This is a genomic window from Nonomuraea sp. NPDC003707 (assembly GCF_053587055.1).
This window is the reverse complement of record NZ_JBSFNK010000026.1, coordinates 88,140-109,219: the sequence shown is the minus strand read 5'-3', so window position 1 is coordinate 109,219 and position 21,080 is coordinate 88,140. Positions and strand designations below refer to the sequence as shown.

Here is a 21,080-nt window from a genome sequence, read left to right as displayed (position 1 = left end):
GATCGGGCGACAGCACGCCGCCGCCACCTGCTGCCACAGCGGACCCGCTGATCCGACGCTCATACGGGCGGACGAAGCTCCCGTTCCGGTAATGGCCACGCACATGTGTCCGTTGTCTACGCGGTGTTGGTCAGCGACCTCAGACGGTGCGAACGCAGGCGCACTGGCCTGCCGCGAGTGTGCCCTCCGCAGCCTCTGTGGCTTCCCGCGTGGCGACTTCGGTCCTGGCGAAAGCAACCGCCGCTCCGGACTCGGCCTTCCTGATGCGTGGCTGGACCGCCGCTGCCGTACGCCCTCCGGCCTCGACCTTCTCGTCGCGCGGCCAGACCGCCAGCGCCGTGACAGCTCCGATTGCCGCCAGGCCCGCCAGCACGGTCCAGGTGGTCGTGAAGCCCGCGTGTGTGGCGACCCATCCCGCGATGGGATAGGTGACCAACCAGGCCAGGTGGGACAGCGAGAACTGGGCGGCGAAGACCTCGGGAATTCCGGTGGGATCGACCGCCCGGCGAAGCACTCGCCCGGTCGGCGTGACGATCAGCGCCATCCCGCCGCCGACCACCGCCCAGATCGCCCCGGTCGGCAGTGATGCGGCGATGCTCACCGCGGACATCGTGACCGCCGCGCCCACCGCGAATAGCAGCACGGCGGCACCGATCAGCATCACGAACCGGTCCGCCACCCGATCCAGGACGCGCGGGAGGACGAGGGCCACGAGCAGCGTCCCCGTTCCGGACGCGGCGAGCACCCAGGCCACGTCGGATTGGGCTCCGCCGAGAACGTCGCGGACGTAGTTCACGGTGTTGACGACCACGATGGAGCCGACGGCGGCGACCACGAGGTTCAGTGCCATGACGCCGCGCAGACTCGGGGTGGCCGCGAAAGTGCGGATCCCCGCCACGGCCCGGTCCCAGGCCTTCGTGTGCGAACTGGGGCGCGCGTTGGGGATGCGTGTGGACAGGACCAGCAGCGCGGACACGGCGAACCCGATGGAGGTGCCGAGGAACAGCAGGTTGAACGACATGAAGGTGAGCGCCACAGCCGCGAGCACCGGGCTCAACAGGCTCTCCATGGTGTAGGCAACCTGCGATGCGGACAGGGCGCGGGTGTAGTCCGCCTCCTTGGTCACGATGTCGGGGATGACCGCCTGAAACGTCGGGGTGAATGCCGCTGACGCGGTCTGAAGAACCCCGATCAGGACGTAGATGTGCCACACCTCGGTGACGAACGGCAGCGCGATCACCACCAGAGCGCGCACCACATCGAGGATCGTGAGAAACCAACGTCTGGGCAGCCGATCGACGTACGCGGCCGCGAGCGGTGCGACAACCACGTACGCGACCATCTTGATCGTCAGCGCGGTGGCGAGAACCGCACCGGCACGCGGACCTGCGAGCTCGTACGCGAGCAGCCCCAGCGCGACGGTAGCCAAACCGGTACCGAACAACGCGATGACTTGAGCGCTGAACAGCCGCCGGTAGTCGCGAATCGCGAACAATCCCATGTCCGTCTCCTCCCGGGCAACCGCAGTCACCACCAAGCACCGAATCAGATACCCATTGGGGGTATTAGCCTCGGGAGCGTTCTATACCAGGTGGGGGTATATGTCAACGGAGGGCCAGGGGGCGGGACATCGCGCCACGGACGCGCTCGGCGAGTTCGTTGGCGCTGGCTCCGGTCTTTGCCTGCTCGGCCCGCAGCGCAACGTCGAGCAGGGCGCGAAACCCGGCCCGGAGCTCGATGGCCCTGATCGCGTTCGGAAATGCCTGTTCGGGGGGACGTCTGCCTACACGGATTCCGTCATCACCCATGGCCGTCCAGGATTGTTGTCAAGCATCCCCGTCAGCAAGATCCACCTGCTACAAGGCGGGAGAGAGCCTCGTCGATTCACCACGGCACGTATGCCACCGTGTCTCGACATCCGTCTGTTCCGGAGCGCAACTCCGAGATCGGGCGATTCATTGCCGGCTACGTCAATGTGGACTACCCCGGCGAACTGGTCTGGCAGGTCACGGTCATAGACGCTGACCCCTCCGCAGCCCTGGCCACGCTCACCGCTCAGGGGACAGTGACTTCAGCGGAAGTCGGAAATCCGCCTTCTTGAGCGCCGCTCGTGGGCACCCCGGGCGAGGTCGGCCACCGGCGATCGCGACCCCGTGCACCAGTTCGGGCGTCAACTGGAAGTGCGGCACGCCGCGCTTCGGACGTGGCTCGGTCCATCCACGCTGACCCGCGGTGATCCCGACGCGCAGGCAGGTCATCTCCACCTCCTGCCGCATGCAGGAAATCCTCACGTTGAGCACATCCCACGGCAGGGGAGACCGTGCCCATACGAGGGCGTCCGGGTCCACATCAGCGCCTGTACTGCGTTGCCAGCGCACCAGGTCGTAGGCCATCAGCCGCATCGCCTTGCCCGGGAATGACACATCCAGCAGATGAGGCGCCCCCATCGCCCCCAGGCATTCGAGCCATGACATCCGGGCGGTGTTGTACGCCTGCGCCAGGAGATTCCAGGTGGTGAAGTCGTCTTCACGCATGGTCGCCGACCACATCCCCAGCAATTGCCCCCGCTTGGTGTCGGTCAGCCCCGCCAGCACCTTGGCGGTCGTGTAGACCAACGAGATCACCTAGCGCGACTCGCGCTGGAACGGCTACAAGGTGCACCTCACCGAGACCTGCGACACCGACGCCCCGCATCTGATCACCTACGTGATCACCGCGCCGTCGCCCGGCAGCGACTACGTCGCGATCGTCAACCAGGGCGGTGCGGTGCAGGTCAACCGAAATCTTCCCAACGAGGCCGGGAAGGTGCTGCGGGCGATCGGCTATTCACGTCCATGCGGTCGACGTACCGTGTCAGGCCGGTGGTGCCAGGCGTTTTCACGCCCGCTCTGGGGCACGTCATACGCCCGCGGCGTCCTCGTCCTCCCAGCGCAGCAGGTCGCCCGGCTGGCACTGGAGCACCTCGCAGAGCGCGGCGAGCGTCGTGAAGCGCACCGCCTTTGCGCGGCCGTTCTTGAGTACCGCCAGGTTGGCGGGCGTGATCCCTACGCGGTCCGCGAGCTCGCCCACGGACATCTTCCGCCTGGCCAGCATCACGTCGATGTCGACGGTGATCGGCATCAGATCACCTCGTCCAACTCGGCCTGCATCTGCGTCGCTTCGACGTCGCGCGCGACGGCCTGGGCGAGCAGCATCCGCAGCACGAGCACGATGAGCGCGACCCCCAGGATGGCCACGCCAATCCCGCCCATGATGACGGTGACACCCGGGTCGTCCCGCTGGCCCGGCGCGTTGAGGGCCGTGACCGCGAACCACAGGAGGGCGGCCGCCACGATCGCGCCGATCACGGCATCAACGTACCGGAAGGCCGCGTGGGAGAACACGGTTCCGCGTCGCACCATAGTCACCAACCGCCACACGCTGACCAGGGCGACCTGGCCCGACACCATGCCCAGGATCGTGATGATGCGCATCGAGGTCAGCGGGAGCGACCCGTCCTCCGGGTCGCTCCCGCTGACCAACACCCACACCATCGATGCCTGCACGAGCACGGTGCCGGAAAGCACCACCACGAGCACGGCGCGCAGTGCACGCACTGCCAGCTTTCCCATATCCCATCCTTCCATCGAATTGCGATGAGAATCTATCGAATTTCGATAGCTTGGGCAAGAGCCGGAGTGGAGGGTGGGCGGCGGTTTCGCACCGTGACGGCCACGCGCTGTGGTCCTATTTCCGGCCCTTGTCCCCTGTCCGTGATCATCCCTTCCGATCACGGCAGTCGATCACCCAACCACCTGCGGCGAAGGCGTAGAGCTCGGGGGCGAGCCTCCGCGATGCTGAGGACGTAACAACTTTGGGCAAAGAATCTTCATCTAACGCGCCGTGGACGCACTGAGCGCGGGGGATCCGCAGCACATCGGGGATTACTGGCTGGCTGGACGCCTCGGCTCGGGCGGCCAGGGAGTCGTGTACGAGGCCTATGACCCCGAGGGACGCAGGGTCGCCATCAAGGTGCTGCACGCGTCGGACAACAACGGCAGCCGCGACCGCTTCGCCAAGGAGGCGACCGCGGCCGGCAGGGTGGCCTCGTTCTGCACGGCCCGGGTGCTCGCCGCCGACCTGGAGGGGAGCAAGCCGTACATCGTCTCGGAATACGTCGCGGGACCGAGCCTGCGCAAGGCCGTGATGGAGGGGCGCAAGTTCACCGAGGACGATCTCCACCGGCTGGCGACGGCGATCGCCACCGCGCTGACCGCGATCCACGACGCGGGCGTCATCCACCGCGACCTGAAGCCGGACAACGTGCTGCTCGGCCCGGACGGCCCGCGCGTGATCGACTTCGGCATCGCCCGCACCATGGACATGTCGCTGACGAAAACGGGCGAGGTCTCGGGCACGCCCAGCTACATGGCGCCCGAGGTGTTCATCGGGGAGCGCGCGGGGGCACCCGCCGACGTGTTCGCGTGGGGTGCCGTCATGGTGTTCGCCGCCACGGGGCAGGACCCGTTCAAGGCGGACACCCTGGGCGGCATGATGCACCAAGTGCTGTCCTCCGCACCGAATCTGCGGGGGTTGCCGCCGCGGCTGGCCCCGCTGGTGGCGGCCGCGATGGCGAAGGATCCCGCCGCCAGGCCCGCGGCACGCGACCTGCTGCTCGCGCTGGTCAGCGGCAACGCCGCCGACACCAGGGGCCTGCTGGCCGCGGGCAGCCGCTCGGCGCAGGGCGTGCACGGGCTCGACCAGGGTGATCCCGAGCTGGGGACGATCGCGGAGGACGCCTACACGGCGCTCACGCCGGAGGAGCGCGAGCTGGCCGCCGCGGTGTTCCTGCGGATGGTGACCGTGGGCGAGGACGGGTACGAGAGCGGGCGGTGGGCCTCGCGCGAGGAGCTGTACGGCGGGCGCCCAGAGCGCGAGGCGGCGGCGGTCGAGCGGATCCTGCGGGCGTTCTCGTACGTGGTGACCACGAAGGACACCTCGGTCGCGCTGTCCAGGCCCGCGCTGCTGAGGGCCTGGCCGCGGTTACGCATGTGGGTCGACGCCGACCGCGACGGCCTGGCCGTACTGGGCCAGATCTCCGCGGCGGCACGGCACTGGTCCGACAACGGCAGGCGGGACGGCGACCTGCTCCAGGGCAGCCGGCTGGAGCAGGTGCTCAGCTGGGCGGCGACCGGCCGCCGTCACGTGACGCTCACTCCCGCCGAGCGGGACTTCCTGCGGGCAGGCACCGAACTGACCAGGAAGCGGACCCGTCGCAGGACGCTGACCACGATCGCGCTGGCCGGGCTGCTGGTCGTGGCCATGGTCGCCGGAGGGCTGGCCGTCTATCAGCGGCAGCAGGCCACCGAACAGCGTGACATCCTCACCGCCAAGCAGGTGGCGACGGAGGCCGACCGGATGCGCACGACCGACCCGGTCAAGGCGATGCTGCTGAGTGTGGCCGCCTGGCAGGTCGCACCGCAGTTGGAGACCCGATCCAGTCTCATCGCCTCCCTGCAGCAGCAGGAGGCGGCGGTCTTCCGCGATCCCCTGGTCAAAGGCCTTGCCCATCGCGCCCTCAGTCATGACGGCCGCACACTCGTCAGCGTCAGCGAAGCCGGCGTGAACGTCTACGACGTCCGCACCGGCAAGCGCACCGGTGGCTGGGCCGGGCTGAGGCTGAAGGACGGGACTCCCCAGGAGCCGGCGCTCAACAAGAGCGGCCGCCTGCTCGCCCTGACCATCGGTTCAGAGCTCGGTGTCTGGGACCTCACCTCGGGCAAGCAACTGGTGCGGCGCTCCCTGTCGGAACGCGGCGGGTTCAGCGCGATCTGGGGTGAGCACGAGTCGATCCTCACCGTGATGAAGCAAGGCGAAATCGTCTACCTGTTGGACGTGGCGACCGGCCAGCAGTTCGGCAAGACTCCCTACACGGACGGCAGCATGGTCCCGTCGCAGCCCCCGCTCGTCGATCCGACAGGCAAACACCTGCTGATGACGGGTGGGCGCTTCGACGAGCTGGCGCTGCCGGGATGGACCCCGGAACGGCGCCTGGCGCCCTGCCGAACTCACTCGGACGTGGCGGCTTTCACCCCGGACGGCAAGACCATCGCCTGCGCGAACGCCACGATCGCGCTCGTCGACGCGACGACCGGTCGTGAGCACAAACTGGGCGATGAAGACTGGGCCTGCGACATCTGCACGAAGTCCGGGGCCAAGCTGCGCTTCAGCCGGGACGGCGACTACCTGGCTGCCTTCGCCGAACGCGAGCTGCGCGTGTGGAAGGTCGCCGATCGCAAGCAGATCCTCACCTACCGGGCCGAGGACGAGCTGACCGACCTTCGGTTCGACCCCGACGGCAGGACCCTGCGCTACCTCTACGACAACATGGTCATCAGCCTCGACCTGTCGCCGAGAGCCGGCGCCACCCATGTCCGGAAGGGAGTGGCGAAACTCAGTCCCGGAGGACGGTGGGTGGCGATGGAGGATCCCGATCAGAACCGCCTCGGGCTCTGGGACCTGCGCAGCCGCAAGGAGGTGGCGACGTTCCCGCTCGGCGAATTTGGGGCATGGGGATTCGACCGGACCGGCACACACGTGCTCATCGCCGACATCACGAGCGTGCGGCTGATCGACCTCGCGACACGCAAGAAGCTCTGGCAGATCTCCACACCGCACACGAACACGAACAACCCCGAGCGTGTCGACTTCAGCCAGGACGGCAAGACGATCGCGCTCACGCTCCAGCCATCCTCCCAGGAGGGCAGCTTCCGGCTACTCGTGCTGGACACCGCCAGTGGGCGCGTCCTGCGCACGTTCAGCTCGCAGATCGACGGCGGGCCGTACACGCCGGACGGACGCCTCGCCTCGACTTTCGGAAGGTTCATCGACCTCACCGCCGGCAGGCCGGTCGACGCGGCCTTCGATGTCGTACGCGGTGCCTCGGCAGTGGCCGTCAGCGACCAGGGGCGGCTGGCGTTCAGCGCCGGTCCGGCCGGCCGCATCGCGATGTGGACGGTCCAGGGGCCGGCCCAGATCACGCCGGTCCTACGCGGGACGACGGGTGAGATCGCGGAACTGGCGTTCTCCTCGAAGGGCGATCTGCTCGCCAGCGTGACCACGGACGGCATCCTCCAGGTCTGGGACGTCAACGCCATGCGGCGGCTCGGCGGCGCGTTCAACCTGCACGGCTCCCAGATCACCTCGCTCGCCTTCAGCCCGGACGACTCCACCCTCTACGCCGCCGACTGGGGTTCCGTCTACAAGATCCCGATCGGTGCCGAGCGGATCGTCCAGGACGTGTGCCGCCGTGCCGGGCAAACGCTCTCCCCGGCCGATTGGGCCTCCTTCCTCAAGGACGTGCCCTACCGCGACATCTGCCCGACCAGGCAGCCCTAGTGAGCTGGTGGCACTGGTGCACCTGCCTGGCGATGGAGCACGGTGAGTTCTGCTGCTCCTGCGACTCTCACGTGGGAGCCTTCCATGGCAGGGTCGGCGCGGAAGCCTCCTTCTCGACCGTCTCCCGTGCGGCGGACATGATGGCGGTGTTCCGCATCACCGACTTCCGCTGACCGGCCGGGCCCTGAGCGGCAAGCTGTCCCGAGTCCCGCGCCGCGCCTTGAGAGATCATGCCGCTGACCAGGCGCTGATGTGCGCCTACATGTCTCGTTCGGCCATCGTGAAGCCTCACCAGAGCCCTGGACGTCTCGCCGCAGCGCGCAAGACAGGGCTTGCGCGCCTGGGACGGCCCCCTCTGCCAGCCCTGACCCGAAAATAGTAGAGCGGAGGCACAGAATACCCCCGCCCGCCTTCAGCAAAGACTATTACCACTTGGGATCCGATCTGCACAGGATTGTTATAAGACATCCCTTATCTCGCCAACCCCACTCTCTTACTCTTTTCCCTGCTATATCCCCCAAGCAAGGACCCTGATGAAACTTTTCTTCGCAGGCCTCGTGGCAACGGCCGCGGCCGTGTGCGCGGTGGCCGTACCCGCTCAGGCGACATCCGTCGCATCCGTGCAGGCCGCTCCGGTGAACCCGGTGAAAGCCCTGAAGGCCCAACTGGTCCCGGGCAAAGGCGTAAAGATCACCGAATCAAGCGGCATCACTCTCGATTTCACCGCCGACGACCAGGCTATGCAGGTGCAGGTGAACACCAACACGGTCGGCACCCTGGCTTTCGGCAAAGGCAACGTAGCGGCTGCCGACCTCCGTGTCCGCATGTCCTCACGCCAGAAAAAGCCCAACCCTCCCTACCGGGTCATCGCTGAGGGCAGAAACGCCTACGTGACCAACGCCGGCATCGCCAAGGCGCTGCCTTCCGGTCTTTCCTGGATCCAGTCGAAGGCCAGTGGGCGCGACAACGCTCTCCTCAACGTGGGCGTCACTCCGGCAGAACTGCAGTTCATGCTGGACAACGCATCAGAAGTAGCAACCGGCCAATATCAAGGCACCGCCACGCTCGCTGAATTCCGGCACGACAAGTCCGCCGGGGAAGGCAACGTCGAGTTCCACCTGTACTTCGATGAACACAATCAGCTCACCCGCACGGTCGTCGATACGACCACCTACCCGGATGACGACACCACGGCCTATGACCAGATGGCCTTCCACACCGATACCAAGTATTCGGGCTGGGGCGCAGAGGTGAAGATCGCCGCACCGGTGGCCAGCAAGGTCATCAGCGAGAAGAAACTCACCGCCAAGACCCGCAAGGCCGTCATAAAGGCCGGCTATCCGGAGAGCGGCCCCTTCTAACCTGCACGTCGGCGGGCAACGCGTACATCTTTCCACCTGAGCGGCGTCCCCTTCAGAGGGGCAGGGGACCCAATCAGGAGGCCGTCCGTGGTTGAGCCGGCCAAGAGCACATTCCTGCAGATCTGGCGAAGGCCCGTGAAACGGCTCGGAGCCCCGAGGACCACGCCTCACGGCCCTCCTCTCCATGTGGCTCAACGCGGGCGTTCCGCCGAAGCAGACCCGAGAAGGCAGGGTTCCCACGAGAAACGCCTTATTGAGGCCAAGGCGAGATCGCCAAGCGGCGAATCAGCGAGGTCCTAGGCTCCGGAGTGTGGGGCCGCATTGGGGCCGATCAGCCGGCATCGCCCGACAACCGCCGGACACCGAAACATGATCTACAAGCGAAAAGCCCTGGTCATCGCTGAGATGGCCGGGGCAAGAATTGAAGCAGGGCGTTCGCCGGCACGTAGAAGCTGCGGCCGGCACGGCACTCGATCACATCGTTGAGCACATCACTGCGCGCAATCCGACCAAAATGGAGTGCGCCCTGCTCGACGTCAAGAGCTCGGCTGCACTGCTGACCGTCTACGCCGTCGCCCGCGACGCCACCGGCGAGCCCTCCACAGACACTTGCGACGTGGCAGGGGAACAAGGTCACCTGAGCCTTCGATCGCCCCCAACCACCTACGGCGACCAACCACCGCATGGCGATCGTAGGGAAACATCGGAAAATCTCAGCGACTCACCCGTTCAGGTCTTCCTGCGATGCCGGTGGCAGCCCCAACACCTCCTCAACCGCCTGAATGATGATCTCGGGTTGCTCGAGTGGAATCTGGTGACTGGCATGCTCGGCGACCATCACCTGCCCGTGCAGGGACTGGTCGGCGAGAGCGCGATGGTCGGCGTTCAGATGCTCCAGATGCGCTTTGGGCATCCGCGGCCGCCTGCCTGCCGTGATCACACGGATGGGCGCAGGTGGCAACCCGCTCTCCTGACGCGCCTGCGCGACCTCACGCATGGCGTCCTGCATCCCGGTCAGGGTGACGGCCAGTTCGCGCAGTGGCCGCGCGTGGGTGCCGCCGAACATCGCACGCAGGCGCAGCAGCCGTGGGGCTAGGAGGAACGACAGGTCGCGTACGAGCGCCGAGCCCGGCGGGGTTCCGCTGGCGGTCGGATCCACGAAGACCAGCCCCGCCACATCACCGGGATGGCGGGCGGCGTAAAGCTGGGTGACGAGCCCACCGTATGACCAGCCCACGAATACCGCTGGCAGTTCAAGGTGCAGGGCGCGAAGAAGCCGACGCAGGTCGTCGGCCATCTCGGTGACGGTACGGGCCTGCGATCCACCGGAACGGCCGACGCCGGCCCGATCGTAAGTCACCACAGTGACACGCTCGGCCAACGGGCGCTCCAATTCTTCCCCCCAGACGCCCACGCCCTGGCCTGAGCCGCCGCTGTCGAGAACCGCTGTGGGGCCTTTCCCGCGGACCTGTGCGCATAGCGCGTGATCACCTACGTCGACCATGATCGGCGTCGGTACATCGTCGTTTCCGGGTTTCTCATCCCATCCCATGGCGTCAACTTAGATTGACCAGCATATTGGCGTCAACTATTGTTGACGATTAAGTTCGGAGTGAGTGTCCTGGAGTCATGCGGTGGCGTGGCGGTGGTCGGCGCGCTTGTTGGGCTCCGGCGTGGCGGGCGTGCGGCAATGCCCCGCGCGGCGCCCGCGCCGTAACCGGCCCCTCGGCCGCAGCGCGGCGCGGGGACGCCGGCGCACGGGCTGATGTTCCCGACAGCCTTCGGCAACCCGTCTGACCCGGGCACCTTCTCGCACCTGTTCTCCCGCCTGGCCAAGAAGACGGGCCTCGGCCACTGGCACCCGCACGAACTCCGCCACTCCGGCGCATCGCTCATGCTCGCCCAGGGCACCCCGCTCCACGTCGTCTCCGAAGTCCTCGGCCACGCCAGCATCGCGATCACCAAGAACGTCTACGGACACCTGCTGGAGGGCAACCGCCGCGCCGCCACCGAAGCCACCTCCAGCGCTCTCCTGGGGGAACAGTCCCCGGTGGCTCCCAGGGCGGCTCCCAAAGACGCCGAAGACACCGGTTGAAGATCAGAAAACGAAAGGTCCCTGATGGCTTAATACCTGTTCAGGGACCTTTCAGTTGCAGAGCCGACGAGGGGAATCGAACCCCTGACCTTCTGTTTACAAGACAGATGCTCTGCCGATTGAGCTACGTCGGCGCGGCCTACCAGTGTAGACGCTAGAGGCGCCTGTGACGAGCGACTTCGTACAGCGCCACTCCGGCCGCCACTCCCGCGTTGAGCGACTCGGCGGCCGCCTGCATCGGGATCCGGGTCACCACGTCGCACTGTTCCCGGACCAGCCGCGAAAGGCCCTTGCCCTCCGAGCCCACGACCACCACCAGCGGCTCGGCGAGCAGGTCGACGTCGCCGATGTCGGTCTCGCCGGCGCCGTCGAGGCCGATGACGAACAGGCCCGCTTCGCGGTACTCCCGCAGCGCCGCCGTCAAGTTGGCCGCGCGGGCCACGCGCATGGTGGCGAGGGTGCCCGCGGAGGTCTTCCAGGCCCCGCCCGTGACCCCGGCCGAGCGGCGGGAGGGGATGAGGAGGCCGTGGGCGCCGAAGGCGGTGGCCGAGCGGGCGATGGCGCCGAGGTTGCGCGGGTCGGTGACCGAGTCGAGGGCCACGATCAACGGGACCTCGGCGGCGTCCTGCGCGAGCTCCACGAGGTCGGACGGGTGCGCGTAGTCGTACGCCGGGATCTGGAGCGCGATGCCCTGGTGGACGACGCCCTCCGACAGGCGGTCGAGCTTGTCGCGGGAGACTTCGAGCAGGGCGATCCCGCGCTCGGCCGCGATCCTGATGGAGTCGCGTACGCGATCGTCATTGTCCATGCGCTGAGCGACGTAGAGGGCGTTGGACGGGACGCCCGCCTGCAGGGCCTCGAGTACGGGGTTGCGGCCGCCGATGTACTCGGGCGCGTCCTCGGAGCGCCGCTGCCGCGCCGGAGCGGGACGTCGGGCGCCGCCGCGATCCTCGCGGGCGATGCGCTCTGTACGAGCCTTGTCCTTGTACCAATGCCGCATTTCGGCAGGCGGGGTCGCGCCCTTGCCCTCGAGCGACCGGCGGCCCTGCCCTCCTGCGCCTTTGGACGGGCCCTTCTTCTTCGCGGGCCTGCCCGAAGCCCTACCGCCTGCTGCCATGCCAATAAGGGTACTCGGGCCGCCGGGCGCCTTATCCCACACCGGGAACGGCGCGGTCCTCCGGGGCCGGGATGCGGAAGATTCCGTACAGAGCGCCCAGTGCCGCCGGGTCGCCGGACGCCTCGGCGCGACGCTCCTTGACCGCCTCCGCGAACGTCGTTCGCCCGGCCGCCATGTCCACCAGTACCTCGTCGTCGGTCTCGATGACGGCGTCCGGACGCTGCGCCGGACCGTGCTGGGTGTCGATCGTCCCGTCCTGGACCAGGGCATGGAAGACCTCGTCCCCCACCCGGAACTCGTACATCGCCCGCACGCCCCGCGCCGCCTCCGCGTCGAAGCAGGCCCTCAGCCCCAGAACCGCCCATCCGCCGTGGAACGCCTCGCCCTCCCGGCGTTCGCCCATGGCCCATTTCATGCCCCAGCGCGCCAGAGCGAGCACGGCGGGGGCGAGTTCGGCGCCGGCCTCCGTGAGCGTGTACGCGGGCGTGCGGGCGGGCGCCGGGAGCGTGACCTTCCGGACCAGTCCTTCACGTTCGAGATGCTTCAGGCGCGCGGCCAGCAGGCCCGTGCCGAGCCCGCGGAGGCTGTTCTGGAAGTCGGAGAAGCGCTTGGGGCCGGTCAGCAGGTCACGCACGATGAGCAGCGTCCAGCGCTCCCCTACGAGGTCGAGCGTCCGCGCTGTGGCGCAGAACTGGTTGTACGTCCGATCCACTTCATCAGCTTAATCTCGGGCTTCCCCTTTTCGAACCCTCGACTACGTCGACGAGTAGCTGGGTGAGTGGTTCCGGATGTTCGAGCATCACGTCGTGCGGGCCGTCGATCGCGAGCGTCCGGTAGCCGACCGACTTGGCGAACTGCTCGAATGGAAAGGTCTGGGGCTGGCAGAAGATGCCCGTCCCGGAGATCCGGTCGACGGCCCCGCTGAGGCGCGTCGTGTCCGTGAACGTACGCAGCGGGTGCGGGCGCAGCCTCTCTCGGAGCCAGGCCGCGTCGGCGGGGTCGGTGACGCCGAAGAGCTCCGGCGCGGGGGCGGGGATCAGCCCGCCGTCAGCGGAGGCGCGGATGGCCTGTACGAAGGTGTCGGGGGCGAGGGTGAACATGCCGGCGCCGTTCGGGCCTGCCCAGCCGTCCACGAGTACGACATGGTGTACGCGTTCCGGCCGGAGGTCGGCCGCCTGGCGTACCACCAGGCCCGCATAGCTGTGTCCGACGAGCACCGTACGGTCGTCGTCGGGTGCGGTGTCCAGGGCGGTGAGTACCTGTTCGACGTGGCCGTGCAGGCCGGTGTCAGGGGTGTGGGGCAGGTCCGGGGTGATCGTGCGGGCGCCGGATCGTTCCAGGAGAGGTACGACGCGGTCCCAGGCCCATGGCCCGTGCCAGGCGCCCGGTACCAGGACGAACGTGGTCATCTCTCCCCCATCCTGGGCATCACCTGCGCGGCGAACTCCTCCATGGCCGCCCGGTGATCGTCCACGGCCAGCCTGATCACCACATGCCGGGCACTTGCCTCGATGTAACCGTTCAGCCAGTTCGCGGCCTCTTCTGGGGTGCCGGCGAACATGGCCTGGATGCTCTCGACGAACTCGAGCGGCGCGTTGTAGTAGCGCTCGATGCTGGTGCGGAGGCGGTGACGGGCGCGTTCGGGGTTCTCGTCCAGGCAGATGGTGGCGTACAGGGCCGGGGTGAAGGGGTGGGCCGCCGAGGCTCTGGGGGATCCGGGCTCGCGTATGCCGTCCGTGGGCGGTACTTCGGGGAGGCCGGCTGTCGACGAGGCCCCGGAGGCTGCCCACGAGACTTCAGGGGTACTGGCTGCTGATGGGGCTGCGGGGGTGCCGGCTGTTGATGAGGCGTGGGGCGTGCCGACCGACGTCAGCGCGTTCAGGTCCTCCGTGTAAGCCTTCTGCGTCGGCGGGTACGGCAGCCAGCCGTCGGCCAGGCGGGCCGCCCGCCGCAGTGCCCGTTCACCGCTGCCCGGCAGCCATATCGGCGGCCCACCGGCCTGTACGGGTTTGGGGTCGAGCGTCACATCGTGGAACGTGAAATGCCCGCCCTGGTGAGAGATCGTTTCGCCGGTCCAAAGGCGTCGCATGATGTCGATCGACTCCTCCATGCGGCTGATCCGGCGCTTGAAGCCGATTCCAAGCGCCTCGAACTGGGCCTCGGTGTTCGGGTGGGCGAATCCTCCACCCATGCCGACGATCAGCCGTCCGTCCGCGATGCCGTCGAGTGTCGCCAGTTGGTGGGCGAGGAGGAGCGGGTGGCGGAGGGCGGGGAGCAGTACGGCGGTGCCGAGCGTGATCTGGTTCGTGGTGGCGGCGACTGCGGCAAGCATCATCAGCGCGTCGGCTCTGGGGCGCGTCACCGGGCTGTCCCCCGCCCACACCGAGTCGAACCCCAGTTCTTCGGCCAGTCTTGCCTGCTCGATGAGCGCGGACAGGTTGTGGTTGCCGAGCACCGTCCAGTCGCGTGTCGGGAGTAAGTAGCCGATTTTCGGTCTCATGGGATCGTCTCCGGGTCGTGGGTGGGGGTCGTGGATGGGGGTCGTGGATGGGGGTCGTGGTCGTCAGATGGTGGTCATTGGGATCTGGTGGGTGGTCGAGGTGCTTGGAATCGCAGGGGATCACGGGGGCAGGCGCCCGGACGAGGGCGGCGGAGGTCGCACTGACCCTGCTGCCATGGGGGATGGCCGCAGAGCCGGTTGTTGGGGACCGGATGCCGGAGATGTCGGCGGTTTGGCCGCACTGCCCCGAATCCGCGCACGCGACGGACGGGATGTGCTGGCTTGTGCGTCTGAGGGCGTGCGTGCGGATGTCACCTCGCTTTCCGCCATGTCATGGTCGCAATATTAACCATGAGCTTCCTGATTTTGAAGTGGCAAGTTCAATTTCGGGAAGCAACGAATGGGGAGGTTCTGACGAGCCGCTCCGCGCGGTGTAGGCACACGCGGCGAGAAGGCCATCGCACCGGCGCGGTGTACCAGCGACGGCGTTTCTGGACGCCGACGCGGGAGCCTCTCCTGAACGCCGGCGCGGGAGCGTCGCCTGGACACCGGCGCGGTAAAGGCGGGTCGCACGTAGAAGCTCTCTCAGAGGTGCTGAGCTTCGAGGGGAGCCGCGACCTTGATACCGACCAGACTGCGGGGGCGTCTCTAGCCTGGCCTGGGGTGCGGATGGAGGACAACGGATGGCATCGCCGGTCGGCGGACAGGTAGGCCTTGCAGCTCAGCTCAGCTCGCGAGTGGCCCAGAGTGGCCTCCTTCAGCCGCACTCTGCTCCGCAGTGGGAACTGCCGGCGCCCGCCCCGGTCCCCGCCTTCATCCGCCTTGTCGAGCCCGTCGACCTGAGAGATTTGCCCCTTTGATGCAGCGCCTTCCCTGGTCAACGGCCTCCCGCGACAGTGGCAGCCCGGCGCATACCGCACGAGACCACCGCTTATCGCGGCAGTCGCGGCCCCGGCGCATACCGCACGGAACCACCGCCTATCGCGACAGTGGCGGCCCTGTGCACACCGCACAAAGCCGCCACTGCCACCAGAGCGTCTGCCTAGCGGGTGAGCTCCCAGCGGGCCCCATGGAGGGTGTCCTCCACCGTGATCCCCGCCGCCGCCAACTGGTTCCTGATCGCGTCCGCCGCCGCGTAGTCCTTGCGCTCCCTGGCCGCCTTGCGCTGTTCGAGCGCGACCGCCACCAGCGCGTCCACCACCGGTGAGAGGTCCGAGCCCGCACCCCGCCACTGCGGCGAGCGGGGGTCGAGGCCGAGGACGTCCAGCATGTTCTGGGTCTCGGCGAGCAGCCGGGCCACGGCCTCCTTGTCGCCGCGCGACAGCGCCACGTTGCCCTCGCGCACCACCTCGTGCACGACCGCCAGCGCCTGCGGCGTGCCGAGGTCGTCGTCGAGGGCGTCCACGAACGCCTGCGGCAGCGGCGCGTCCGCGTCGACGTCGTGGATGACCTCGGCGGCGCGCGTGACGAAGCCCTCGATGCGCTGGTACGCGGCGGCCGCCTCCAGCAGGGCCTCCTCGGAGTAGTCGATCGAGGAGCGGTAGTGCGGCGCCGCCAGGTAGTAGCGCAGCTCCACCGGCCGGACCTTCTGCACCATCTCGGGGATCAGCAGCGAGTTTCCGAGCGACTTGCTCATCTTCTCCGCGCCGATCTTGAGCATGCCGTTGTGCATCCAGTAGCGCGCGAAGCCGTCGCCCGCCGCCTGGGACTGGGCGATCTCGTTCTCGTGGTGCGGGAAGATCAGGTCGATCCCGCCGCCGTGGATGTCGAAGGCCGGGCCGAGGTACTTCGTCGCCATGGCCGAGCACTCCAGGTGCCAGCCGGGGCGGCCGGGGCCCCAAGGGGTCGGCCAGGTCGGCTCGCCCGGCTTCTCCCCCTTCCACAGGGCGAAGTCGCGGGAGTCGCGCTTGCAGGACTCGTCGTCGGTGTCGGCCGCGGCCCGCATGTTGTCCAGCTTCTGGTTGGACAGCGCGCCGTAGCGATCGGCGTAGGACCGGACGTCGAAGTAGACGTCACCGCCGGAGGCGTACGCGTGGCCGCGGGCGATCAGCCGCTCCATCAGCGTGATCATCTCGGGCACGTGGCCCGTGGCGCGCGGCTCGACGGTCGGCGGGAGGCAGCCGAGCGTGTCGTACGCCCAGGTGAAGGCCCGCTGGTTGCGCTCGGCCACGACGAACCAGGGCACGCCCTCCTCGGCCGCCACCCTGATGATCTTGTCGTCGATGTCGGTGACGTTGCGGCAGAAAGCCACGTCATAGCCGGATCGTGTCAGCCAGCGCCGGAGCACGTCGAAGTTCACGCCCGAGCGGATATGCCCGATGTGCGGAGGAGCCTGCACGGTCGCCCCACACAGGTAAATCGACGCCCGGCCGGCTTCGACCGGAACGAATTCACGGATGGCGCGCGTGCTGGTGTCGTAGATGTGCAGGCTCACGAAGGCAAGGCTAACGCCTCAGAGGGCTGGTCACGCCGATAAATCCCGCCGTCACGCCGATAAATCAGCCTCGCAACGTCACCCTGTCCGGCGAGATCCGTACGATTACTCGCTCGACGCCCGGTTTGTCCTCCCATGGGAGCCCTCGGTACTTGTGCGAGAGCTCCTGAATGAGCGCCCCTTCCGGGTCGGACGTGATGGTCACGCGCCCGCGTACCTCCACATACCTGTACGGATTGTCCGGATCGATGACCAGCAGGCTCGCCCGCGGATCACGTTCGAAATTCCGCGGCTTCCTGCGCCCCAGCACAGTCGAGAACAGCACGTCGTCACCGTCCGTGCGTACCCACACGACCGTCGACTGCGGCCCGCCGTCAGGATTGAGGCTGGTCACCGTCGCATAATTCGGGGCATCCAAGAGTTTGCGCGCATCTTCCGACAGCTCGGCCATGTATCTCCCTTGATCGGTCCTGGTCCTCATTCTTCTGTAGGCTCGAACCGCCATGGACGTGACTCCCCCCTCTATGCTGCGCCGCCTGGGCATTGCCCTGGCCGGGCTCGCGGTCGCCGCCCTCGCCGGGGCCGCGTGCGCTCTCTCCTTCGACGACCTGCGCGCGCTGGCCATCACCGGCGAGGCGGGCCAGGATCTCGCCTTCCTCTATCCGGCGGCCTTCGACGCGCTCCTGGTGATCGCGCTGATCGACGTGCTGTTGCTGCGCTCCGCCCGGCTGCTGGTACGCGCGCAGGCAGCGTTCGTGCTGGTCGTGCTCATCGTGGCGGCAGCGGCGGCCAACGTGGCGACGGCGGTGCGGTTCGCGTTCGACGTGCGGGCGACGGCCGTGGGCGTGGCCCTGGCGCCCTGGGTCATGCTGGCCGTGGCCCTGTGGCTCTGGCTGCTGCTGATCAAGCACGTACAGGCACATCGAGCGGAGAGCGAGGAGACCGAGGCCGAGCAGGACATCGTCCCCTTCCATCCGGAGCCCGAGCGGCCGCCCGTCGAGATCTACTCGGAACGGCTCTCCGAGACGCCGCAGCCGGCGCCTGTCCAGGAAATCCCCAAGCCGGTCCAGGAAGTCCCCGATCCGGTCCAGGAGGCCCCCGAGCCGGTCCAGGAGGCCCCCGAGGCCCCTGCCCCGGTGGCGGCGCAGGTGGCGGAGTGGCCCGTGCAGCACGAAGAAGCACCGGAGGCCCCCACGCGCCCCGTCCGCTGGGGCGACCGGGTCAGGCCGACGGACGTCCTGGTCCACCCGCGTGTCGACGAGAAGGACGTGGACACCCAGCCGCACCCCGTGATCGAGGACGACGTACCGGATCCCGGACACGGCCCCGAGCTGGCCGACGACCTCGAGCGCCCGCGGGAGGACGAGTTAGAGGACACCGCCCCCCACCCGGTGATCCACGACGACGACGCCCCGGCCCCCGCCGAACGCCTCCGCAGCACCCCACGTCCCCCTGAAGACTGAGCCGTAAGACGTGAGAGGGCCCGTCCGGCACGATCCCGGGCGGGCCCAGCTATTTCCGTCTAGACGCTGGAGCCGCGCCGGAGCCCGGCGACCAGGCCCACGCCGACGATGGCCAGCACCACCTGCATCACCAGCTCGATCCAGTCGATGCCGTCGGTCGTCGCGACGCCGAGCACCTGAGCGATCAGCGTGCCTAGCAGGGCGGCCACGATGCCGACGACGATGGTGAGGATCCAGCCGATGGCCTGCCTGCCGGGGAGCAGGAGGCGACCGATTGCGCCAATCACGGCGCCGATCACGATGGCGCCAAGGATGGACTGGATAGTCATGGTACGAAACCTCCCCGTGAGAGTGAGCGGTTCGCTCCCACGGAGATGCTCGCTACCCGATCTACCGCTTTTATGCGCGGTCTTTACGAATGAGCAGGTCAGGATGGTGTTCCACGCGTACGCCCGGTGCGTCCCGCGGTGAAGCGCGTCACGAGGAGCACACCGATGACCGCCAGCACGAGCTGGAGTATGTGCTCGATCCAGTCGATCCCCCGCGTGTCGGCCACGCCGGCGGCCTGCGCGATCAGCGTTCCGATCAGGGCTGCCACGATGCCGACGATGAGGGTCAGGCCGATGGACATGTTCTGCCTGCCAGGAACGATCAGCCTGGCCAGGGCGCCGACGATGGCGCCGATGACGATCGCGGAAACTATCGCGCCGATCATGTGCTGCTCCCCCCGAAACGTTCACATGTCGTGGGGACACATACCCTCAGAGCAGGCAAAACAACCAAAAAGGGGAGACGGCGGTCCGTACCGCGCCAGTGACGAACCGCCGCCTCCTGATACAGCGGGCTTCGCGACGACCCGCCGGGACACCCTCACGCATCCACACGTAAGACGCCCGGCGTTCAGGAAAGGTTGACGACCAGGGCTGTCGCGACGGCCGCGACGCCCTCTCCCCGCCCGGTCAGCCCGAGCCCATCGGTGGTGGTGGCCGACACGCTCACAGGCGCGCCCACGGCGGCGCTGAGCGCCTTTTCGGCCTCGGTACGGCGCGGCGCCAGCTTGGGCCGGTTGCCGATCACCTGAATGGCCACGTTGCCGATCTCATAGCCCGCGGCACGCACCTGCCGCGCGGTCTCCTCCAGCAGCGCGACGCCCGAGGCACCCGCCCATCGCGGGTCCGCGGTCCCGAACAGCTGCCCGAGATCACCCATGCCGGCCGCGGACAGCAGCGCGTCACACGCGGCATGCGCGGCCGCGTCGCCGTCCGAATGGCCCTCGAGCCCGGTCTCGCCCGGCCAGTGCAGGCCGGCGAGGTTGAGCTCACGTCCCGAGGCTCCTGAAGCGAACGGGTGGACGTCGACTCCGACGCCCACCCGTGGAAGATTGGTGTTCAGGAGTTGAGAACCTCGTCGAGCAGGGCCTCAGCCTTGTCCTCGTTGGTCTTCTCCGCCAGGGCAAGCTCACTGACCAGAATCTGACGCGCCTTGGCGAGCATGCGCTTCTCGCCCGCGGACAGGCCGCGCTCGCGGTCTCTCCGCCACAGGTCCCGAACGACTTCGGCGACCTTGTTCACATCGCCGGAGGCGAGCTTCTCCAGATTGGCCTTGTAGCGACGAGACCAGTTGGTCGGCTCTTCCGTGTGCGGCATCCGCAGGACATCGAAAACCCGCTCAAGGCCTTCCTGGCCGACAACATCGCGCACACCGACGAGTTCTGCGTTTTCGGCTGGCACCTGGACGGTAAGGTCGCCCTTGTCGACCTTGAGCACCAGGTAGGTCTTTTCCTCACCCTTGATGGATCGCTTCGTGATTGCTTCGATCCGAGCAGCCCCATGGTGGGGGTAGACGACTGTGTCGCCGACCTGGAAAGTCATGTGACAAGTACCCCTTCCGCTGTACTCCAGGGTACCACGCATCCACAGCCTCCCGGAACAGTGAAATCCTCATAACTGCAGGTCAAGGCCGCATATTAGGGCTTGACAAGTGCTCAACTCTATGTCTGGCATTTCCGGACATAGCTAATGACCTGCAGGGGCGTGGATATGACCATGGATTCGGATGGATATGGTGGGCGCTGCACATCACGCATGCGCGCCACCTGCGCTTAGCGCATGCGCGAGCCCTCCGCAAGACCAAGGAGAACCCGCCCGTGACCAGCCGTCGCTGGATTGTCGTCGCCGCGTTCTTGGCAGCCCCCATGCTGGCGGGCTGCGGGGCTGGATTCGACGCCACCACCAACAAGCCGTACGCGCCCAACGAGGCGCTGGCATTGATCGAGAACGGTGCTTACGGCACGCGCGGCATTCAGATCCCGCAGGCGTTCATTCTCGGGCCCGACGCCGGTGCGCAGCTCGCCTGGCGCGGCTCCGCCCCGATCTACCTGAACATTCTCAACACCGCCGACACCCCCGACACCCTCGAGGCGGTCTCCGCGGGGAGCATGGGGACGGTCAAGGTCACGGCCCCGATCCAGCTCCCGAGCCGCCAGCTCGTGAACACCGGCAAGCCCACCCCTCAGCTCATGCTCGAGGCGATCCCCAAGAGCCTCAGGGGCGGCGAGAGCATCAAGCTGGACCTCCAGTTCGCCAACGCCGGGATCGTGTCCTTGAACGTCCCTGTGGTGACGCGCAGCCGTGAGTTCAAGGACTACCCGCCGGCGCCGAACGCCCCCGCGGCCCCCACGCCCACCCCGACGCCGTCCGCGTCGGCCTCCGAAGAAGCCCACTGACCCTTCCC

At 67.8% G+C, this 21,080-nt stretch carries 21 protein-coding genes, 1 tRNA gene and 2 pseudogenes; 7 read left to right on the top strand and 17 right to left on the bottom strand.

The window, feature by feature from the left end; all coding sequences use genetic code 11:
* Positions 1 to 139 precede the first annotated feature (139 nt).
* The 5 genes from ACWDRB_RS45735 to ACWDRB_RS45715 form a co-directional block, all read right to left on the bottom strand.
* Positions 140 to 1,501 carry an MFS transporter gene (locus ACWDRB_RS45735; RefSeq protein WP_449905026.1) on the bottom strand — a complete coding sequence of 454 codons (1,362 nt, stop codon included), beginning with the start codon at positions 1,499 to 1,501 and terminating at the stop codon, positions 140 to 142.
* Between the two features lie 103 nt (positions 1,502 to 1,604).
* Positions 1,605 to 1,808 (bottom strand): hypothetical protein, encoded by a 204-nt coding sequence (locus ACWDRB_RS45730; protein ID WP_449905024.1) that lies wholly within the window; start codon positions 1,806 to 1,808, stop codon positions 1,605 to 1,607.
* A gap of 240 nt (positions 1,809 to 2,048) precedes the next feature.
* Positions 2,049 to 2,615 (bottom strand): hypothetical protein, encoded by a 567-nt coding sequence (locus ACWDRB_RS45725; RefSeq protein WP_449905022.1) that lies wholly within the window; start codon positions 2,613 to 2,615, stop codon positions 2,049 to 2,051.
* Between the two features lie 283 nt (positions 2,616 to 2,898).
* The gene (locus ACWDRB_RS45720) at positions 2,899 to 3,120 is read right to left on the bottom strand and encodes a helix-turn-helix domain-containing protein (RefSeq protein ID WP_355204379.1); all 222 of its coding nucleotides are present in this window, start codon (positions 3,118 to 3,120) and stop codon (positions 2,899 to 2,901) included.
* A complete protein-coding gene (locus tag ACWDRB_RS45715; protein ID WP_449905020.1) occupies positions 3,120 to 3,611 on the bottom strand; it encodes a DUF2975 domain-containing protein in 492 nt (163 codons plus the stop codon). The genes ACWDRB_RS45720 and ACWDRB_RS45715 overlap by 1 nt, the downstream gene beginning before the upstream one ends.
* Positions 3,612 to 3,882: 271 nt before the next feature.
* Between ACWDRB_RS45715 and ACWDRB_RS45710 the strand changes: the two genes are divergently transcribed.
* The 4 genes and pseudogenes from ACWDRB_RS45710 to ACWDRB_RS45695 all read left to right on the top strand — a co-directional run.
* Positions 3,883 to 7,377 carry a protein kinase domain-containing protein gene (locus ACWDRB_RS45710; protein ID WP_449905018.1) on the top strand — a complete coding sequence of 1,165 codons (3,495 nt, stop codon included), beginning with the start codon at positions 3,883 to 3,885 and terminating at the stop codon, positions 7,375 to 7,377.
* Positions 7,377 to 7,550, top strand: coding sequence for a hypothetical protein (locus tag ACWDRB_RS45705; RefSeq protein ID WP_449905016.1), 174 nt, complete (start codon positions 7,377 to 7,379; stop codon positions 7,548 to 7,550). The genes ACWDRB_RS45710 and ACWDRB_RS45705 overlap by 1 nt, the downstream gene beginning before the upstream one ends.
* Positions 7,551 to 7,910: 360 nt before the next feature.
* Entirely contained in the window at positions 7,911 to 8,738 is an 828-nt protein-coding gene (locus tag ACWDRB_RS45700) for a hypothetical protein (RefSeq protein WP_449905014.1), read from the top strand.
* Between the two features lie 421 nt (positions 8,739 to 9,159).
* Positions 9,160 to 9,324: pseudogene (locus ACWDRB_RS45695) on the top strand (UTRA domain-containing protein); the annotation flags it as partial.
* A gap of 135 nt (positions 9,325 to 9,459) precedes the next feature.
* Here the strand turns inward: ACWDRB_RS45695 and ACWDRB_RS45690 are convergent.
* Positions 9,460 to 10,290: an alpha/beta fold hydrolase gene (locus ACWDRB_RS45690; protein WP_449905012.1), complete on the bottom strand. Its 831-nt coding sequence runs from the start codon at positions 10,288 to 10,290 to the stop codon at positions 9,460 to 9,462.
* 207 nt (positions 10,291 to 10,497) lie between these two features.
* Between ACWDRB_RS45690 and ACWDRB_RS45685 the strand changes: the two are divergent.
* A pseudogene (locus ACWDRB_RS45685) lies at positions 10,498 to 10,833 on the top strand (tyrosine-type recombinase/integrase); the annotation flags it as partial.
* 61 nt (positions 10,834 to 10,894) lie between these two features.
* Here ACWDRB_RS45685 and ACWDRB_RS45680 read toward each other — a convergent pair.
* From ACWDRB_RS45680 to ACWDRB_RS45650, 7 genes are all read right to left on the bottom strand, one after another.
* Positions 10,895 to 10,967: transfer RNA gene (locus tag ACWDRB_RS45680), tRNA-Thr, on the bottom strand.
* Positions 10,968 to 10,987: 20 nt separating this feature from the next.
* Positions 10,988 to 11,950, bottom strand: coding sequence for a 23S rRNA (guanosine(2251)-2'-O)-methyltransferase RlmB (rlmB, locus tag ACWDRB_RS45675; RefSeq protein ID WP_449905010.1), 963 nt, complete (start codon positions 11,948 to 11,950; stop codon positions 10,988 to 10,990).
* A 31-nt stretch (positions 11,951 to 11,981) separates the two neighbouring features.
* Entirely contained in the window at positions 11,982 to 12,662 is a 681-nt protein-coding gene (locus tag ACWDRB_RS45670) for a winged helix-turn-helix transcriptional regulator (RefSeq protein WP_449905008.1), read from the bottom strand.
* A gap of 4 nt (positions 12,663 to 12,666) precedes the next feature.
* Complete coding sequence (locus ACWDRB_RS45665) at positions 12,667 to 13,359, bottom strand: alpha/beta fold hydrolase (RefSeq protein ID WP_449905006.1); 693 nt, start codon at positions 13,357 to 13,359, stop codon at positions 12,667 to 12,669.
* A complete protein-coding gene (locus tag ACWDRB_RS45660) occupies positions 13,356 to 14,450 on the bottom strand; it encodes an LLM class flavin-dependent oxidoreductase (RefSeq protein WP_449905004.1) in 1,095 nt (364 codons plus the stop codon). Before ACWDRB_RS45660 ends, ACWDRB_RS45665 begins: the two co-directional genes overlap by 4 nt.
* A 1,042-nt stretch (positions 14,451 to 15,492) precedes the next feature.
* Positions 15,493 to 16,884, bottom strand: a complete 1,392-nt coding sequence (cysS, locus tag ACWDRB_RS45655; protein ID WP_449905002.1) for a cysteine--tRNA ligase — start codon at positions 16,882 to 16,884, stop codon at positions 15,493 to 15,495.
* 64 nt (positions 16,885 to 16,948) lie between these two features.
* Positions 16,949 to 17,335 carry a PPOX class F420-dependent oxidoreductase gene (locus ACWDRB_RS45650; protein WP_449905000.1) on the bottom strand — a complete coding sequence of 129 codons (387 nt, stop codon included), beginning with the start codon at positions 17,333 to 17,335 and terminating at the stop codon, positions 16,949 to 16,951.
* A 58-nt stretch (positions 17,336 to 17,393) separates the two neighbouring features.
* On the opposite strand from ACWDRB_RS45650, the gene ACWDRB_RS45645 reads away from it, so the two are divergent.
* A complete protein-coding gene (locus ACWDRB_RS45645; protein WP_449904998.1) occupies positions 17,394 to 18,347 on the top strand; it encodes a DUF2637 domain-containing protein in 954 nt (317 codons plus the stop codon).
* 59 nt (positions 18,348 to 18,406) lie between these two features.
* On the opposite strand, the gene ACWDRB_RS45640 is transcribed toward ACWDRB_RS45645, so the two are convergent.
* The 4 genes from ACWDRB_RS45640 to ACWDRB_RS45625 form a co-directional block, all read right to left on the bottom strand.
* Positions 18,407 to 18,676 (bottom strand): GlsB/YeaQ/YmgE family stress response membrane protein, encoded by a 270-nt coding sequence (locus tag ACWDRB_RS45640; protein WP_397369188.1) that lies wholly within the window; start codon positions 18,674 to 18,676, stop codon positions 18,407 to 18,409.
* A 98-nt stretch (positions 18,677 to 18,774) separates the two neighbouring features.
* Positions 18,775 to 19,062, bottom strand: a complete 288-nt coding sequence (locus ACWDRB_RS45635; RefSeq protein WP_449904995.1) for a GlsB/YeaQ/YmgE family stress response membrane protein — start codon at positions 19,060 to 19,062, stop codon at positions 18,775 to 18,777.
* A gap of 185 nt (positions 19,063 to 19,247) precedes the next feature.
* Positions 19,248 to 19,718 (bottom strand): 2-C-methyl-D-erythritol 2,4-cyclodiphosphate synthase, encoded by a 471-nt coding sequence (gene ispF, locus ACWDRB_RS45630; RefSeq protein ID WP_355204346.1) that lies wholly within the window; start codon positions 19,716 to 19,718, stop codon positions 19,248 to 19,250.
* A 17-nt stretch (positions 19,719 to 19,735) separates the two neighbouring features.
* A complete protein-coding gene (locus ACWDRB_RS45625; RefSeq protein WP_043624891.1) occupies positions 19,736 to 20,218 on the bottom strand; it encodes a CarD family transcriptional regulator in 483 nt (160 codons plus the stop codon).
* 275 nt (positions 20,219 to 20,493) lie between these two features.
* Between ACWDRB_RS45625 and ACWDRB_RS45620 the strand changes: the two genes are divergently transcribed.
* Positions 20,494 to 21,072, top strand: a complete 579-nt coding sequence (locus ACWDRB_RS45620) for a copper chaperone PCu(A)C (RefSeq protein WP_449904992.1) — start codon at positions 20,494 to 20,496, stop codon at positions 21,070 to 21,072.
* Positions 21,073 to 21,080 lie beyond the last annotated feature (8 nt).

Excerpts from the sequence above, each read along its gene's own strand:
- ACWDRB_RS45715 (WP_449905020.1), bottom strand. The coding sequence starts at position 3,611 with ATGGGAAAGCTGGCAGTGCGTGCACTGCGCGCCGTGCTCGTGGTGGTG.
- ACWDRB_RS45635 (WP_449904995.1), bottom strand. The coding sequence starts at position 19,062 with ATGATCGGCGCGATAGTTTCCGCGATCGTCATCGGCGCCATCGTCGGC.
- rlmB (WP_449905010.1), bottom strand. The coding sequence starts at position 11,950 with ATGGCAGCAGGCGGTAGGGCTTCGGGCAGGCCCGCGAAGAAGAAGGGC.
- ACWDRB_RS45660 (WP_449905004.1), bottom strand. The coding sequence starts at position 14,450 with ATGAGACCGAAAATCGGCTACTTACTCCCGACACGCGACTGGACGGTG.
- ACWDRB_RS45730 (WP_449905024.1), bottom strand. The coding sequence starts at position 1,808 with ATGGGTGATGACGGAATCCGTGTAGGCAGACGTCCCCCCGAACAGGCA.
- ACWDRB_RS45625 (WP_043624891.1), bottom strand. The coding sequence starts at position 20,218 with ATGACTTTCCAGGTCGGCGACACAGTCGTCTACCCCCACCATGGGGCT.
- ACWDRB_RS45640 (WP_397369188.1), bottom strand. The coding sequence starts at position 18,676 with ATGACTATCCAGTCCATCCTTGGCGCCATCGTGATCGGCGCCGTGATT.
- ACWDRB_RS45720 (WP_355204379.1), bottom strand. The coding sequence starts at position 3,120 with ATGCCGATCACCGTCGACATCGACGTGATGCTGGCCAGGCGGAAGATG.
- ACWDRB_RS45735 (WP_449905026.1), bottom strand. The coding sequence starts at position 1,501 with ATGGGATTGTTCGCGATTCGCGACTACCGGCGGCTGTTCAGCGCTCAA.
- ACWDRB_RS45665 (WP_449905006.1), bottom strand. The coding sequence starts at position 13,359 with ATGACCACGTTCGTCCTGGTACCGGGCGCCTGGCACGGGCCATGGGCC.
- ACWDRB_RS45690 (WP_449905012.1), bottom strand. The coding sequence starts at position 10,290 with ATGGGATGGGATGAGAAACCCGGAAACGACGATGTACCGACGCCGATC.
- ACWDRB_RS45700 (WP_449905014.1), top strand. The coding sequence starts at position 7,911 with ATGAAACTTTTCTTCGCAGGCCTCGTGGCAACGGCCGCGGCCGTGTGC.
- ACWDRB_RS45650 (WP_449905000.1), bottom strand. The coding sequence starts at position 17,335 with ATGGCCGAGCTGTCGGAAGATGCGCGCAAACTCTTGGATGCCCCGAAT.